The organism is Streptomyces scabichelini (genome assembly GCF_011045015.1).
GTDB classification, from domain to species: domain Bacteria; phylum Actinomycetota; class Actinomycetes; order Streptomycetales; family Streptomycetaceae; genus Streptomyces; species Streptomyces scabichelini.
Genome location: NZ_JAAKZY010000112.1, coordinates 19,789 through 33,694 on the forward strand (window position 1 = coordinate 19,789; position 13,906 = coordinate 33,694).

The 13,906-nt window shown below is 68.1% G+C and carries 14 protein-coding genes and 1 pseudogene; 3 read left to right on the top strand and 12 right to left on the bottom strand.

Translation table 11 applies throughout. From position 1 onward, the window contains the following. Positions 1–3: 3 nt before the first annotated feature. Positions 4–2,439, bottom strand: a complete 2,436-nt coding sequence (locus tag G5C60_RS29770; protein WP_241267172.1) for a tetratricopeptide repeat protein — start codon at positions 2,437–2,439, stop codon at positions 4–6. A gap of 212 nt (positions 2,440–2,651) precedes the next feature. Between G5C60_RS29770 and G5C60_RS29775 the strand changes: the two genes are divergently transcribed. After that, positions 2,652–5,717 carry a BTAD domain-containing putative transcriptional regulator gene (locus tag G5C60_RS29775; RefSeq protein ID WP_165264055.1) on the top strand — a complete coding sequence of 1,022 codons (3,066 nt, stop codon included), beginning with the start codon at positions 2,652–2,654 and terminating at the stop codon, positions 5,715–5,717. A gap of 96 nt (positions 5,718–5,813) precedes the next feature. Here the strand turns inward: G5C60_RS29775 and G5C60_RS29780 are convergent, their stop codons facing one another. Next, the gene (locus G5C60_RS29780; protein ID WP_165264057.1) at positions 5,814–6,137 is read right to left on the bottom strand and encodes a hypothetical protein; all 324 of its coding nucleotides are present in this window, start codon (positions 6,135–6,137) and stop codon (positions 5,814–5,816) included. A gap of 74 nt (positions 6,138–6,211) precedes the next feature. On the opposite strand from G5C60_RS29780, the gene G5C60_RS29785 reads away from it, so the two are divergent. Then, positions 6,212–7,723: a serine/threonine-protein kinase gene (locus G5C60_RS29785; protein ID WP_165264058.1), complete on the top strand. Its 1,512-nt coding sequence runs from the start codon at positions 6,212–6,214 to the stop codon at positions 7,721–7,723. Positions 7,724–7,848: 125 nt separating this feature from the next. Here G5C60_RS29785 and G5C60_RS29790 read toward each other — a convergent pair whose 3' ends face one another. From G5C60_RS29790 to G5C60_RS29825, 8 genes are all read right to left on the bottom strand, one after another. Next, complete coding sequence (locus G5C60_RS29790) at positions 7,849–8,136, bottom strand: hypothetical protein (RefSeq protein WP_165264060.1); 288 nt, start codon at positions 8,134–8,136, stop codon at positions 7,849–7,851. A gap of 260 nt (positions 8,137–8,396) precedes the next feature. Next, entirely contained in the window at positions 8,397–9,032 is a 636-nt protein-coding gene (locus G5C60_RS29795) for a hypothetical protein (protein WP_165264062.1), read from the bottom strand. Positions 9,033–9,385: 353 nt separating this feature from the next. After that, positions 9,386–9,670, bottom strand: coding sequence for a hypothetical protein (locus tag G5C60_RS29800; RefSeq protein WP_165264063.1), 285 nt, complete (start codon positions 9,668–9,670; stop codon positions 9,386–9,388). 146 nt (positions 9,671–9,816) lie between these two features. After that, on the bottom strand, positions 9,817–10,086 hold the full coding sequence (locus G5C60_RS29805) for a hypothetical protein (RefSeq protein ID WP_165264065.1): 270 nt from the start codon (positions 10,084–10,086) through the stop codon (positions 9,817–9,819). Positions 10,087–10,686: 600 nt separating this feature from the next. Continuing rightward, positions 10,687–10,962, bottom strand: coding sequence for a hypothetical protein (locus tag G5C60_RS29810; protein WP_165264067.1), 276 nt, complete (start codon positions 10,960–10,962; stop codon positions 10,687–10,689). A 281-nt stretch (positions 10,963–11,243) separates the two neighbouring features. Continuing rightward, positions 11,244–11,471 carry a hypothetical protein gene (locus G5C60_RS29815; RefSeq protein ID WP_165264069.1) on the bottom strand — a complete coding sequence of 76 codons (228 nt, stop codon included), beginning with the start codon at positions 11,469–11,471 and terminating at the stop codon, positions 11,244–11,246. A 148-nt stretch (positions 11,472–11,619) separates the two neighbouring features. Beyond that, complete coding sequence (locus tag G5C60_RS29820) at positions 11,620–11,898, bottom strand: hypothetical protein (RefSeq protein WP_165264071.1); 279 nt, start codon at positions 11,896–11,898, stop codon at positions 11,620–11,622. 260 nt (positions 11,899–12,158) lie between these two features. After that, a complete protein-coding gene (locus tag G5C60_RS29825) occupies positions 12,159–12,368 on the bottom strand; it encodes a hypothetical protein (RefSeq protein WP_165264073.1) in 210 nt (69 codons plus the stop codon). Positions 12,369–12,789: 421 nt separating this feature from the next. On the opposite strand from G5C60_RS29825, the gene G5C60_RS29830 reads away from it, so the two are divergent. Further along, positions 12,790–13,080, top strand: coding sequence for a chaplin (locus G5C60_RS29830; protein WP_165264074.1), 291 nt, complete (start codon positions 12,790–12,792; stop codon positions 13,078–13,080). A gap of 86 nt (positions 13,081–13,166) precedes the next feature. On the opposite strand, the pseudogene G5C60_RS29835 reads toward G5C60_RS29830, so the two are convergent. Together G5C60_RS29835 and G5C60_RS29840 are read right to left on the bottom strand one after the other, a co-directional pair. Continuing rightward, a pseudogene (locus G5C60_RS29835) lies at positions 13,167–13,577 on the bottom strand (tyrosinase family protein); the annotation flags it as partial. Positions 13,578–13,677: 100 nt separating this feature from the next. Next, positions 13,678–13,906, bottom strand: a 229-nt coding sequence (locus tag G5C60_RS29840) for a hypothetical protein (RefSeq protein ID WP_420907422.1), incomplete at its 5' end; no start/stop codon positions are given.

Sequence of the window (13,906 nt, forward strand, 5' to 3'; positions counted from 1 at the left end):
CGGCTAGCTTGACCCCAGGTTCCGCAGCCGGTTCTCCAGACGGCGTTTGTCGGACTCACTGACCGTCGCATAGCGGGCCAGGGACTTTTCGTACCAGTCTCCGGCCCGCTCCGAGTCGCCCCGCTCCTCGGCGCCTTCACCGAGCATCTCCAGTACGCGCCCTTGCCAGTGGACAGAGCCGGCAATCTCGAACTCGGCCAGTGACTGGCGCAGTCGGTGCTCCGCGAGCTCCTGGCTGCCGTCGGTGCGCAGCGCCTCGGCACGTCCCAGGTAGGCCAGGGCGCGTGCCGCGTCGTAGTGGTCGTCTTCCGCGAGCAGGTCCTGGCGGGCCCTCGTCAAATAGGGGACGGCTTCGTCGGGGCGGTCCGCGGCCAGGGCCGTGTCTCCGAGACAGAGCCGGGTCAGCGCGGCGCCCCGCCGGTATCCCATCGCCTCGCGCAGGGCCAGGGCCCGGCCGAAGTACGAGTGAGCCTCGGCCAGCCGCCCGGCGAGCCGGTGCGTCTGGCCCAAGCCGTGCAGGGCCTGGGCCTCGTCCCTGCGGGCCATGTCCTCCTGTGCCGTCTCCAGTGCCTCGCTGAACCAGGCGACGGCCTCCTGATACCGGCCGACGTTGCGCAGGCCGGCGCCGCCGGAGGTGAGCATCCGTCTCACTCCCTCCCGGTGTCCGGCCTCTCGGGCCGCGGCCAGCCCGATCTCGTGGGCCTCGATCCACATGTCGTACGGGCGCAGTCGCAGGAATGCGGGCCACATGGCATCGGCGAGCTGCCAGGCGAGGGCGTGCCAGTTCCGCTTGGCCGCCGTCCGCAGCACGGCCATCAGATGCAGCCGTTCGGCGTCCAGCCAGCGCAACGCGCCCGGCGCATCGGAGAAGGGCGGCGGGGCAGGCGGACGCGCGTAGTCACGAGGCAGCGTGCGATGGCTGGGCGTCAGCAATGACTCGGCGGAAGTCGCCGCGGACAGATAGAAGTGCACGACACGCCGCACCACGGCCGTCATGTCGGCGGGTGTCTCCCGTTCTCCGGCAAGACCCTCCGCATGGGCCCTGATCAGATCGTGGAAGCGGTAGCGGCCCAGCCCGGTGCGCAGTTCCGGTCCGAGATCCTCGACGAGATTCACCTCGGCCAGTTCGTCGAGCAGGCGCTCGGCTTCCGCTGCGGGCACCGCGCAGGCCGCGGCGGCGACCGGAGGGGTGAGCAGGGGGACCGGTGCCAGACTCAGCCGGCGGTAGCCGCGTGCCACTTCCGGTGTGAGCAGGCGATACGACTCGTCCAGCGCGGCCCGTACGGCGTACTTCCCCTCCACGCGCAGTGCGTCGAGGGCGCTTCCGCCCTCATCGCCCAGCGCTCCCGCCATCACTGCCAGGGGCTGGCGGGGGCGCGCCGCTGCCCGGGCCGCGGCGACACACATGGCCAGCGGCAGGCCCGCACACGCCTTCGCCATCGCCAGGGCGGCCTCGGGCTCCTTCCGTACGCGCTCGACCCCGACCCTGCGGCTGAGGAGTTCCACCGCGTCACCGGTGGCGAACACGTCCAGCGGGTGAAAGGTCGCGCCGTCCATGCCCAGGCCGGTCAGACGGCTTCGGCTGGTCACCGCCGTCAGGGCGTGGGTCGTCCCGGGCAGCAGTGGGCGGACCTGCGCCGCGCTGAGCACGTTGTCCAGGAGCAGGGCGATCCGCGTACCGGCGGTGACCGAACGCCACAGTGCCGCTCGTTCATCCAGCTCCGCCGGTATCCGCGTGTGCCCGAAGGCGCGCAGGAACTCCGCCAGGAGCTCGCTGGGCCGGGCGGGACCTTCAACGGAGTGGCCGCGCAGATCCGCGTACAACTGCCCATCGGGGAACACCTCGGCCAGGCTGCGCAGCCAGCGACGCGCCAGCGCGGTCTTCCCGACTCCGGCCGGTCCACTGATGACAGCGATCACAGGGCCGTCCCGGGAGGACGCTGTCAGCCCGTCCAGCTCCGCGAGCTCACGTCGGCGATTGGTGAAGTGGACGGGTACAGGCGGCAGTTGGCGCGGGACCGCGGGTGCGCGGGCGATCGTGGGGTCCGAGAGCACGGGATGGATGTGCACCCCGCCGCGGATGTCCCCCGCCTGGACGACCGTTCCCGTGATCTCGGCGGCCGTGCCGATGGCGTTGGCCACTTCATGCCCGGCGTGGGCCGACGGCTCGCCGGAGGCGACCACAGTGGTCAGCCAGTTCCTCAGCTCCCGCGCCAGCGACGGCTGCGCCGCGGCCTGTTCCGCCAGCAGCTCGGACAGCGCCCGGATGCGGTCATCGGCGCTCCGTCCCGTCTCTCCCGCCGCCCACACGGATACCGACTCGACCATCGCGGGTCGATCTGAGGCATACGCGATCTCAAGAAGCGCATGTCTCGCCTTCGGCTGTTGTGCCGCCAGAGTGAGGGCAGCCCTGAGTTCCAGGGCCGTCACCTGGTTCATTCCCGCGTCCTCATGCTGCCCCCCTACTTCCGCCGCGACTCCTCCTACCCGTCCGTCGTCCCTCCAGACGGAATATCTTCCTCAAGCGAGCTATTCAGCCAAAATAAGTCTGATCTCGTATCAAGTTGTTCCGCTATTTGAACGTTAATTGTCCACATGCCATTCTTTTGCCGGAGCCAGAGCGCAGGCCAACCATCGCCCGGGGGGCACTGGTGGACTTGGACATTCACATGCTGGGGCCCGTTGAACTATGCAGAGATCAACGCTCGGTTGTGCTCGGCTCGCCCAAAGAGTCCCTGCTGCTCGTGGCCCTGGCCTTCGACGCCGGGCGACCAGTAGCTCTCGACAGCCTGATCCACCGCCTGTGGGACGACGCCCCGCCCGCCAGGCCACGCGCGAGTCTCCACTCGTACGTCGCCCGCATACGTCGAAGACTCCGCGACCTCGACGTCGGTGAATGCCTCGTTCAGAGAGCGCACGCCTACACGCTCGACGTACGCCCCGACCAGGTCGACTACCACCGCTTCCGGCAATTGGCGGCTCAGGCCCGCTCCCTGACCGACGACGGTCAGGACTCTCAGGCTCTGGATCTGCTCGGGGACGCCACAGCACTGTGGCGGGGCGAGCCGCTCGCCGGCCTCCCCGGCCTCTGGGCGGAAACCCTCCGCGAAGTCCTGTCGGAGAAGCGCCTCGCCGCAGAACTGACACGCATCGGCATCGAACTCCGCCGAGGCCACTTCGCCGAAGTCGCGGCCGATGTACCGGCGCTGCTCGAACAACATCCCACGGACGAGACACTGGCCGGCCAGCTCATGACCGCGGCCTACGGCAGCGGACGACAGGCGGACGCCCTGCGTATCTACGGTGCTGTCCGGCGCCGCCTGCGTGAAGATCTCGGTACGGACCCGGGCGAACCCCTGCAACGAGTCCACAGTCTCGTCCTGCACGGTGCGCCGGTTCAGGAACTGGTTCCGCGGCCGGAACCCGCGGTGGCCGCTCCGCGAACCCTGCCCAGCCATGCCGAACTGGTGGGCCGCAGGGAGGAGCTGGCCACGATCTCACGCCGCGCATCCGCCTGGTCGACTGCGCCTTCCTCGCTCGGCACGGTGATCGCGCTGCAGGCCGTCTCCGGCATGGCGGGGATCGGGAAGACCCTGATCGCCCTCCACGCCGCGCGCTCTCTCGGTCCTGAGTTCCCCGACGGCCAGCTCTACCTTGATCTTCGCGCCCATTCCCCCGGCCAGGAGCCGCTCACCGCCCAGGCCGCTCTCACCAGTCTGCTGCGGGTGCTGGGCGTTCCGGCCACGACTCTCCCCGACCACCTGGACGGCCTCGTGGGCCTGTGGCGCACTCTGCTCAGCACGCGCCGCGCCATCATCGTCCTCGACGACGCGGTGGGTCCCGAACAGCTGCGCCCGCTGCTGCCGGGCGCCTCACCGTCCTTGGTGATCGTCACCAGCCGCCGCCGCATCACGGGACTGCCCGGCGTCCAGTCCATCCAACTCGACGTCCTCCCGCCCGAGGATGCGATCGCGCTCTTCCGGAAGGTTGCCGGTGAGGACCGCACCCGCCAGACGAACGAAGTAGCAGAAATCGTCCGCCTGTCGGGATATCTCCCCCTGGCCGTCGAACTTGCCGCGGGACGCCTGCTCTCCCGCCCTGCCTGGACAACCGCCCACCTCCTCCAGAAGCTGATTCCCGGACGCAGTCGGCTGACGGAATTGCGGGACGGATCAAGGGAGATAGCCAGAGCATTCGAAATCTCGTACCAAACACTCACCAGCGAAGAACGAACGGTTTTCCGCACACTCGGCCTTCGGCTCGGTCCTGACTTCGACGCGTTCACGATCGCGGCGCTCGGGGACCTTACGGTCGGCAGCGCGGAGCGTTTCCTCGACGCACTCCTCGACGCCCATCTCATTCAGGAGCCGACGCCCGAGCGCTACACCGTTCATGATCTTCTCGGCGAATACTCTCGCACGCTGGCGGCGGTCGAGGACTCGGAGGCGGACCGTGAAGCGGCCGTCCACCGACTGGTCGATTTCTACATACAGGCATCGGATGCGGCGGACAGACTCCTCCATCCTCGCCGCCTGCGCCCGGAAGTGCCTCACCCCTCGCCTCGCCCGGTCCCCGCATGGCCCGACGCCCAGGCCGCCAGACGCTGGCTCGCCACGGAGCGCGCCGGGCTCCTGGCGGCGGAGAGTCACTGCCGTACGAACGGCCGCCCTCATGAAGCAGCGCTGCTCGCCGGGACGCTGGCCGACTTCCTCGACGAGGAGGGGCACTGGACCGAAGCCCGGTACATGCACGAGGCGGCCGCGCACCACTGGAGCACAGTGGGCGAACAGCAGGCCGAGGTGTACGCACTCATCGACCTGGGCACCGCCCTGTCGCACTGCGGACGCTACAGGGAAGCGGACGCCGCACACCGACGAGCGCTCAAGGGCGCACAGGACATCGGCGACACCGAAGCACGGGCGGAGGCCCTCCACCGGCTCGGTGTGCTGCACTGGAACGCCGGCCAGTTGTCGGAGGCGCTCGCGCATCAGCAGGAAACCCTGGCCCTTCGACTCTTGTCCGGGGACGTCTGGCAGATCGCGCGCTCCCGGAACAATCTCGGCATCACGCATCTCTACCTGGGAAACCTGGAGAGCGCCCGGGAAAACTTCGATGCCGCACTCACCGGGTTCCATGCCTCCGGAGACATGAGGGAAGCCGCCCACGTATTGAACAACCTGTCAGACCTTCACCTCCGCACCGGAAATACGCAATACGCTCGGATTCTTCTCCAAGAAGCCCTTGACGTACTCACGGACTGCGGGAGCCCTGCCGATCTCGCCATTACGCGGATAAATCTTGCCGGCAGTATGACGTCACCGAGTGAACTGAATGAAATGCTGGATCTGTACCGGGATTCGCTCACCACTTTTCGTCGCCTCGGAGACCGTCGCAACGCCGCCATCACCCAGCATGGAATGGGGCTCGCCCTCCATGCCGCCGGACGGTTTCATGACGCGGCGGCCCACCATCGCCGCGCCCTCGATCTCGCCGCAAGCATCGGGGCAGCGCATGAAGAAGCCCAGGCCCTCCACGGTCTGGGGGCATCCGAGCACCGGCTGGGACAGTCGGACTCCGCCGCCCGGCACATCGCCGCGGCCATCGAGATCGCGGACCGCATCGGCGCGGCGGGCGAGGCCGCACAGGCGCGTGACAGCCTGGCAGCGCTCGAGGCGGAGGCCGCCGGGGCCGACCGTAAGCGTGGGTATTACACCTGACTTTCCGCACCTGGTTCTTCTACCAGATTGAGAACGCCTCGGGAAGCCACTTGCGGGAGAAAAACCCTGAGCTTGCAAAGACCGGCGCCACCGGGTTCACTGCTCCCGTCGGAACGGCGATCTGACTGCCAGCACTCGCCCGATGAACAAATAGGGAGCAAAACAAAGAATGCTGAAAGGCACCATCAAGTACGCAGTGAAGAACGGCGGCGTATTCACAGCCGGCCTGGCAATCCTCGCATCGACGGTGGCCGCCTTGGCAATAGCCGCATGCATCCCGTCGATGGTTTCTTCTTCAACCGAAGAATACGCCGGCAAAGACCGTTCGCACACGGTGACGCGGTCGATACAGACCCACCGCGCCTGAGCCAGGCCCGGTGCGGCGACGGTGCGATCCACCGTCGCCGCACCGGCTTCCACTCGACGTCCCACCACCCGGGCGAACCTCCGGCCCACCCGGTGAGACCGTCCCCGGCTCCTCTAATCTGTCGCCCATGAACGCACCCGGGGACGTGATCGACGGCCGGTTCGAGTTGATTGAGCGGCTCGGGAGCGGCGGGATGGGGATGGTGTGGCGGGCGCGCGACAGCGTGCTGCACCGGGAGGTCGCCCTGAAGGCCGTACGCGCGGACGCGGCGACGTCGGACGCCCAGCGGGAGCGCGTGCTGCGGGAGGCCCGGGCCCTCGCCCGGCTCAATCATCCGAACGTGGTGACCATCCACCACATCGTGGACGAGGCCCCGCATCCCTGGCTCGTCATGGAGCTGGTGAGCGGTGTCTCCCTCCAGGAGCGGCTGGACGACGGCCCGTTGAACCCGGCGGAGGCGGCCCACATCGGCCGTCAGGTGCTGGCCGCACTGCGGGCCGCGGACGCGGCGGGCATCCAGCACCGCGACGTCAAACCCGCCAACATCCTCCTGCGCCCCGACGGCACCGCCGTACTCACCGACTTCGGCATCGCGGCCCTCCAGGGTTCGACGTCCCTGACGGCCACCGGTGAACTCGTCGGCTCCCCCGAGTACATCGCCCCCGAGCGGATCCGTGGCAACGACGACGACCCGGCGTCCGACCTCTGGTCCCTCGGGCTCGTGCTGTACGTGTGTGTCGAGGGCGTCAGCCCGCTGCGCCGCGGGACCACGCTCGCCACCCTGGCCGCGGTGCTCGACGATCCGGTGCCGCCGCCGGTGCGCTCCGGCCCCCTCTCGCCCGTACTCCAGGCGTTGCTGGTACGGGACCCGGCGGCCCGCCCCGACCCGGCACGGCTGGACGCGATGCTGGCGCAGGTGCAGCAGGGCGCAACACCGCACTGGGCCCAGCCGACGCTGACCACGGCGGCACCGGCCGGCCCGGTGCCGTACGTGCTCACCCAGGTGGACAACCCCCTGCCGACACCGCCTCCCCGGCACGACCGCTCGGCCGACCGCCCGCGCAGCCGTATGCCGATCGTCCTCACTGTCATCGCGGTCGCCCTCGCGATCACCGCCGCGACCGCCCTCGCCCTCACACTCGGCGACACGACCGACGACAAGGCCGACAGCGGTACGTCCTCCGCTCCGGCGACGAAACCGACGCGCCAGAACCCCAAGCCGAACCCCACATCGCAGCCGGCCCGCACACCGACCTCCTCCCCCACGCAGCAGACCCCCCGGCCGACCGCCTCACCGGCCGCCCCACAAGGCGGCCGCTGGATCGCCCAGCTCTTCTCCGAACCCGTCGAGGCCGGCACCGCCGCCAGAGACCAACGGCTCGCCAGAGTCCGGCAGTCCGTACCCGAGGCCGTCTACGTCCGCAGCGACAACTTCGCGTCCCTGCGCCCGGGCTTCTGGGTCATCTACGCCCCGGGCCCGTTCGCCAACGGCCGTGCCGCCCTCAACTTCTGCCGCGACCGCGGCCGCACCACCCCGAACACCTGCATGGGCCGCTACCTGAGCAAGAAGGCCTCCGACTTCGCCCTCCAGTGCCGCCCGCCGGCCGCCAACCCGACGGGCCGCTGCACTCGCCCTTGACCGGAGCCGCCAACACACGAAGGGCCGATTCCGCACGATGCGGAATCGGCCCTTTTCAGCCCCACACGCCATTCACCGGTGCGGGCGTCGCCTTTCAGAAAGACCCGCCCGACGAACCGGGCGAATCATTTCTGGAGGGGAAGTCCTCCGAGGAACCGCGTCGGGCCGTTGGGTGAGTTGAGGCGCTTCGTGGCGCCCTTGACGGCGCTCAGCGCCGAGTCCTTGTTCTCCGTGTCGAGCGCGTTGGTCTGGAGGGGTTGCGCCCCGAGCGGCGCGCTTTCGATCACGTCAAGGGCACTCTTGAGGCTGGTGGGCGGCTTGCTGGGCATGAGTTCGGCGGCACAGGCGGGGCCGGCGGCACCAGCGACGACCATGGACCCGGCGACGACGGCGACGACCTTCAGAGGCTTCATCGTGTTCCTTTCTTCGGCAACTCACGTCGCCAGAGGGAATGTTCACGGTTCCTCCTGCCCAACGATCCCCGGTCGGGACGGAAACTCCGTACGCCGAGAATTCCCGGGAACCCACCCGATCGAAGGGTGTGTCGCATCGTCAAATGGGATCGTTCACAAATGAATCTTTCATATGAGATCTCTGAAAGGTCGTGAAAAACAGCCGTCGTGCCGGCCCCGGTCGGGGCCGGCACGACGGTTGGGGCGGGGGCTGCTTCGCCTCAGCCACCGCTCCCCGTTCGGGACGTGCGGGACAGCGCGGGCAGACCCTCCAGGTTCGGCGCGGGCGTGCCGCCGCCGAGCACCGTGGCGGCCACGACGTTGACGAGGTCCTGCACGACGGCCGGCGCCGCCTTGTCGACACTGGCGGCGTTCCCGCTCTTGGCCTCCTTGACGAGGGCGTCGACCGACTTCTGCAGCGCGGCGAGCGCGTCGGCCCTGAGGTCGGCCGGGGCCTTGACGGCCGGGCGGCCGTCGGCCTTGGGCCGCTGGAGCGTCGGCGTCGCCGGGACGGCCGCCGGCAGTGTGGTCGGGTTGGTCGCGGAGGCCTTGGCGATGGCCTTCTTCACCGCGTCGGCCAGCTTCGTCGCGTCGTCGGCGGGGAGTCGGCCCTTGTCGGCCTTGAGTACGGAGTCGAGCAGGTCGGTGACCGGCTTGAGCACTCCGCCGAGGAGGCCGAGGGCCCCGACGGGCGGCGCCAGAGTGTCCGCTCCGGGCACCGGCGCCTGGGCCGCCGAGGCGCGGGCGTCACGCGCCGAGTCATGGTCGGCGGCCACCGCGGCGGGTCCGGCGATGCCGAGCAGGAGCGTGACGCAGAAAGCGGAGGACGCGATACGCCGTGCGGGCAGAGCACGCATGAATGTTCCTTTCGACGGTGTGTCGGATCTTGTTTTCACCGTGAAAGCCGTGACGGCCGTCCGCAACCGTTCGATCGCGCACCGTAGCCACGCGGGCCCGCCGCCTTGCCCGTTGTCCCTGGTGAGGCCCTGTGTCCGCGCGCCCCGGGGCCACTTGGCACCGCTCCCTCCATTCGGGGCAACGCGAACCGGCCGCCCTCCGCGACGGGAGAACGGCCGGCTGTGGTCTGCGTGCCGAAAAACAGGGGATGGCCGGGACCCGTTTCGGGTCCCGGCCATATTCCGCTGCGCAGGTGGACCTACGCGACGGGTGCCGACGTGAACAACGGCGCCTCGGCCACCTCGGTCGGGCGTCAGGCCCGCTTGCCAGGGACGACGACGTCGCTGATGCAGGTGACCTGGCTGTGCGTAGTCGGGCAGCTCTGCGTCGAGTTGTTGACGACGTGGACGTTTCCGGCCTTGTCCTTGCCGACCTTGTACGTGCTTGTCTGCGAGCAGCGAACGTGGCCCATGCCGTCGTCGGCGCACTGGCCGGCGCCACCGTCGGCGAAGGCCTGAACAGCTCCGACACCGATCAGAGCAAAGCTCCCCAGGACGCCCGCTGCCGCTGCCGCCGCGATCTTCTTCGAGTTGAGCATCTACCTTTTCCTTTACGGTCGACTCCCCGCGACTGGACGGCGGAGTCGTTCCGGATGCTTGGACCGGCCAAGAAGCCAGGCGGCAGGCCCGGGGCTCGGACACCTGGTCCGGGCCCCGGGTCCTGCCTAGATCACCCGATCAGTGATCACCTGCCGAGGGAGAAGGCCTGGGTGCAGGTCACGGACTCGCGCTCGCTGTTGTCCTGGTCGGCGAGGCCGAGGATGGCGACATTGATGTTGACGTCGTCGAGGTTGAGGAGCCCGCGCTGCGAGTCGTTCTGCTCGCACGACTGGTTCTGCTTGTTGTCGATCTTGACCTTCTCGTCCCCGCCCGCCGCTTGGCCGACGCCGGCGCCCAGGAAGCTGACGCTGCCGAGCATGGCCACGACGACTGCGGCCTTCTGGTACTTGAGCATTACCTCTCCCATTCTCAAGTAGACACAGCCCGTGATGGACCGGTCACTGACAGTCGCCAACTGTAAGCGACGTTTGAGACTTTTGGAGAGCGAAACGCCCAATCACGTTAGTTTCTCGAAAAAGCCCGTCATGGCACCGCCGAGCTGAAGACACAGGAATGACGGCGCATCAGAATCTCCCGTCAGGGGCGACGACGACATCACTGACGCAGGTGACCTCGCTACGCGAAGTCGGGCAGGTCTGCGTTGACTTGTTGACGAGGAGGAGGGTTCCGGCCCTGTCGGTGACCCGCTGCTTACTGACCCCTTCACAGCGGACTTGACCCTTCCCACTGCCGACGCACTTACCGGCGCCATCACCGGCGAGGGCGTGGACGACACCGGCACCCATCAGAGTGAAGCTCCCCAGGACGCCCGCCGCCACTACCGCCGCGATCTTCCTCGAATCGAGCATCTTCCTTTTCCTTTACGGTCGCCCCCTGGCCACTGGAGGCGGGCTCATTCCGAACACTTGCGCCGGCCAAGAAGCCGGGCGACAGATCCCGGGGCCCGGACATCCGGTCCGGGCCCCGAACCCTGCCTAGATCACCTGATCAGTGATCAGTGGTGCTTGCCGAGAGAGAAGGCCTGGGAGCAGGCCAGAGACTCGTGCTCACTGTTGTCCTGGTTGCCCAGACCCAGGAGGGCGACGCCGACGTTGACGTCGTCGAGCTGGACGAGTCCCTTCTGCCAGTCGTTCTGCTGGCAGGACTGGCTCTGCTGGTTGTCGAGCTTGACCTTGTCAGCCCCGCCGTCCGCATGGCCGACGCCGGCGCCCAGGAAGCCGACGCTGCCGAGCATGGCCACGACGACTGCAGCCTTCTGCATATTGCGCATTACCTCTCCGTTCTCAAGTAGACACAACCCGTGACGGGTTGGTCACTGACAGTCGCTAATCTAAGCGGTGATTACGGCTTTTCATAGGCAAAACGCTCAATAACGCAAGTTTCCCGAAAAAATGCCTGCCGTGGCGCTGGCTCGTACTTCGGATGGCCGAACCCGGGCAGTTGCGTCCGAACAACTGCCCTGCGGGCAGCCGCTGCTGGGGCGACGGCACTGCGCGACGGCACTGCGCATCGCCCCATGCCGAAGCACGTGACCCGGCTACGCGAAGTCGGTCAGTCCTGCGTCGACTTGTTGCCGATGCCGAGGTACTCGAGCGTGTCGGTGACGAGGTGACGCTTCTTCACGTACTCGCAGCGGACTTGGCCGTTGCCGTCGTCGACGCACCTGCCCGAGCCGTCACCGGCGAAGGCCTGGACGGCACCGGAACCGGCACCCATCAGAGCAAAGCTCCCCAGGACGCCCGCCGCGACTGCCGCCGCGATCTTCTTCGAGTTGAGCATCTACCTTTTCCTTTACGGTCGACTCCCCGTGGTCGGACGGCGGAGTCACTACGGACACTGGGACCGGCGAGAACGCCAGAAGGCAGGACTCGGGGCCCGGACAACCTGGTCCGGGCCCCGAGTCCTGCCTAGATCACCCGATCAGTGATCAGTGCTTCTTGCCGAGGGAGAAGGCCTGGGAGCAGGCCAGCGACTCGCGCTCGCTGTTGTCCTGGTTGCCGAAGCCCAGGAGGGCAGCGACGTTGACGTTCACGTCGTCGAGCTGGATCAGCCCCTCCTGCGAGTCGTTCTGCACGCACGACTGGTTCTGCCGGTTGTCGAGCTTGAACTTGTCGTCCCCGCCGTCCGCGTGGCCGACGCCGGCGCCCAGGAAGCTGACGCTGCCGAGCATGGCCACGACGACTGCGGCCTTCTGGATATTGCGCATTACCTCTCCGTTCTCAAGTCGACACAGTCCGTACAGGACCGGTCACCAACAGTCATTAAGGTAAGCGAGGCTTGCGACTTTTGACAGTCAAAACGCCCAATAGCGGTATGTTTCCTGAAAAAATGCACGTCGTGGCGTTGGCGCATCCACCGGGTGGCCGAATCCGGCGGGCCAGCTACCGTCCGGTGGACCGCGACAGGTGGCGGGACTCTGGGCTCGGGCACCTGGCCCGGGCCCAGAGTCCCGACTGGATCACCTGATCAGTGCCCCTTGCAGTGCATGTTCTCGTTGTCGTTGGCATCCTGGTTGCCGATGACGTTGATGTCGAGCCGCTCGATCTGGATGAGCCCTGTCATCGAGTCGTTCATGGAGCAGTTCGTTCCGCCCCCCGCCTGACTGACACCGGCGCCGAGGAAGCTGACACTGCCGAGCATGGCCGCGACGACCGCGACCCTCTGGTACTTGCGCATGACGTCTCCGTTCGTCGAATAGACACAGTCCGTGAGGACTGATCGCTGACAGTCACTGACTCTACGCGACGCCTGGTGCTTTTATCGTATGAAACGCCTATATGAGGAAGTTTCTTCAGAAATGTCGCGTTGCGGCACCGCCGAGCATCCATCGGATGGGCAGATCCGTGCCGTCACGTCCGGCCAACTGCCCTGCGGGCAGCCGCTGTTCACAGCGAGCGGGCCGACACCTTCCTGGGCCGGACCGCGTGCCGGGCACCGTGAACGGCCATGAGCGGACACCACCGCCCCTGCGGCGAGGCCCTGGTCAAACGAGTGATCCGGAGGTGATCGTCGTGACCGGCCTGGGGCCGTCGCGTTGAACGGGCAGTGCGGTCGCGCGATGTGCTGCCGTACTCACCGAGTCAATAAGGAGAACGTGATGTCTCGCATCGCGAAAATTGGCGCAGTCGCTCTCGGCACAGGCGCCGTGGTGCTCAGCGGGGCCGGTCTCGCCGCGGCGGACGCCGGCGCCAAGGCCGCGGCGGTCGGTTCGCCCGGCGTCCTGTCCGGCAATGTGGTCCAGGTCCCGATCAACGCACCGATCAACGTGTGCGGAAACACCGTCACCGTGTTCGGCGGACTCGAGCGGGCCGTCGGCAACGTCTGCAAGAACGACGGCGGCAAGGACAAGAAGGACGACAAGAAGGCCCGCCACCGCCACGGTCGTTGACGTCTGTCGCCCTTATCCGAGAGAGCCCCGGCACCCCCGAGCACCGGGGCTCTCCGCATGCCCGCGTCCTCTCACGCGTACCCGTGGATCCGGCCGTGCTGCCCGTCGCCGGGGCGCGGCGGGGTCGCCGGGAGGTAGCGGGCCCCGCGGTGCCGGCGCTGCCGGCGATACCACTGCAGGTCGACGAAGGCGTGGTGCAGCCAGAGGCCGGGGTCGTTGACGGAGGCGCCGCCGAGTATGGCCCCGCCGATCCAGCGAGCGGTGCACCGGGTTGTGGCTGTGCCAGGACGTGCCACCCCGTCCGGTGCCCCAGCCCTCAAGCTTGTCGCGGAAGCCTCGCGTGACGGCCCAGTCCCCATACGGGACGGTCACCGACGCGGTGTGCAGCCGCACGAACTGTCGTACCCGCCCCGCCGTTTGACCTCCAGCAGCGCCTTGACGAACCGGCGCTTCTCGGTCCCGGTGAGTGTGCCGACGTTCTTACGTACGTACGCCATGCAGTCCCCCACGTGCCGGTGTCCGAACTGGCCGTGCACAAACGCAGAGCCGGCCCTCGGTGTACACCGAGGGCCGGCTCCGTACCGCGTGGTATCAGGCTTACAGCCACAGATTGCCGTGCATCGGCTTGGCCGCGTTCAGTACGTCCGCGGCATCCTTCGCCGTGGGGAGCAGCGAGTTGGAGCCATTGGCGCTCACGCCTCCGGGGACCTTGGTGCTCAGGCTGCCACTGATGTCGGTGGTCGCCAGTTCGGGGCCGCTCTGGCCGGTGGGCGCCTGCGCGGGGGCACCGTAGGCCGGGGCCGGCGCCGGCGCCGGGGCCGGAGGG

Bases quoted from the DNA above. Each gene is read 5' to 3' on its own strand.
- G5C60_RS29800 (WP_165264063.1), bottom strand. From the start codon at position 9,670: ATGCTCAACTCGAAGAAGATCGCGGCGGCAGCGGCAGCGGGCGTCCTG.
- G5C60_RS29810 (WP_165264067.1), bottom strand. From the start codon at position 10,962: ATGCGCAATATGCAGAAGGCTGCAGTCGTCGTGGCCATGCTCGGCAGC.
- G5C60_RS29820 (WP_165264071.1), bottom strand. From the start codon at position 11,898: ATGCGCAATATCCAGAAGGCCGCAGTCGTCGTGGCCATGCTCGGCAGC.
- G5C60_RS29785 (WP_165264058.1), top strand. From the start codon at position 6,212: ATGAACGCACCCGGGGACGTGATCGACGGCCGGTTCGAGTTGATTGAG.
- G5C60_RS29825 (WP_165264073.1), bottom strand. From the start codon at position 12,368: ATGCGCAAGTACCAGAGGGTCGCGGTCGTCGCGGCCATGCTCGGCAGT.
- G5C60_RS29770 (WP_241267172.1), bottom strand. From the start codon at position 2,439: ATGAACCAGGTGACGGCCCTGGAACTCAGGGCTGCCCTCACTCTGGCG.
- G5C60_RS29795 (WP_165264062.1), bottom strand. From the start codon at position 9,032: ATGCGTGCTCTGCCCGCACGGCGTATCGCGTCCTCCGCTTTCTGCGTC.
- G5C60_RS29815 (WP_165264069.1), bottom strand. From the start codon at position 11,471: ATGCTCAACTCGAAGAAGATCGCGGCGGCAGTCGCGGCGGGCGTCCTG.
- G5C60_RS29830 (WP_165264074.1), top strand. From the start codon at position 12,790: ATGTCTCGCATCGCGAAAATTGGCGCAGTCGCTCTCGGCACAGGCGCC.
- G5C60_RS29790 (WP_165264060.1), bottom strand. From the start codon at position 8,136: ATGAAGCCTCTGAAGGTCGTCGCCGTCGTCGCCGGGTCCATGGTCGTC.
- G5C60_RS29805 (WP_165264065.1), bottom strand. From the start codon at position 10,086: ATGCTCAAGTACCAGAAGGCCGCAGTCGTCGTGGCCATGCTCGGCAGC.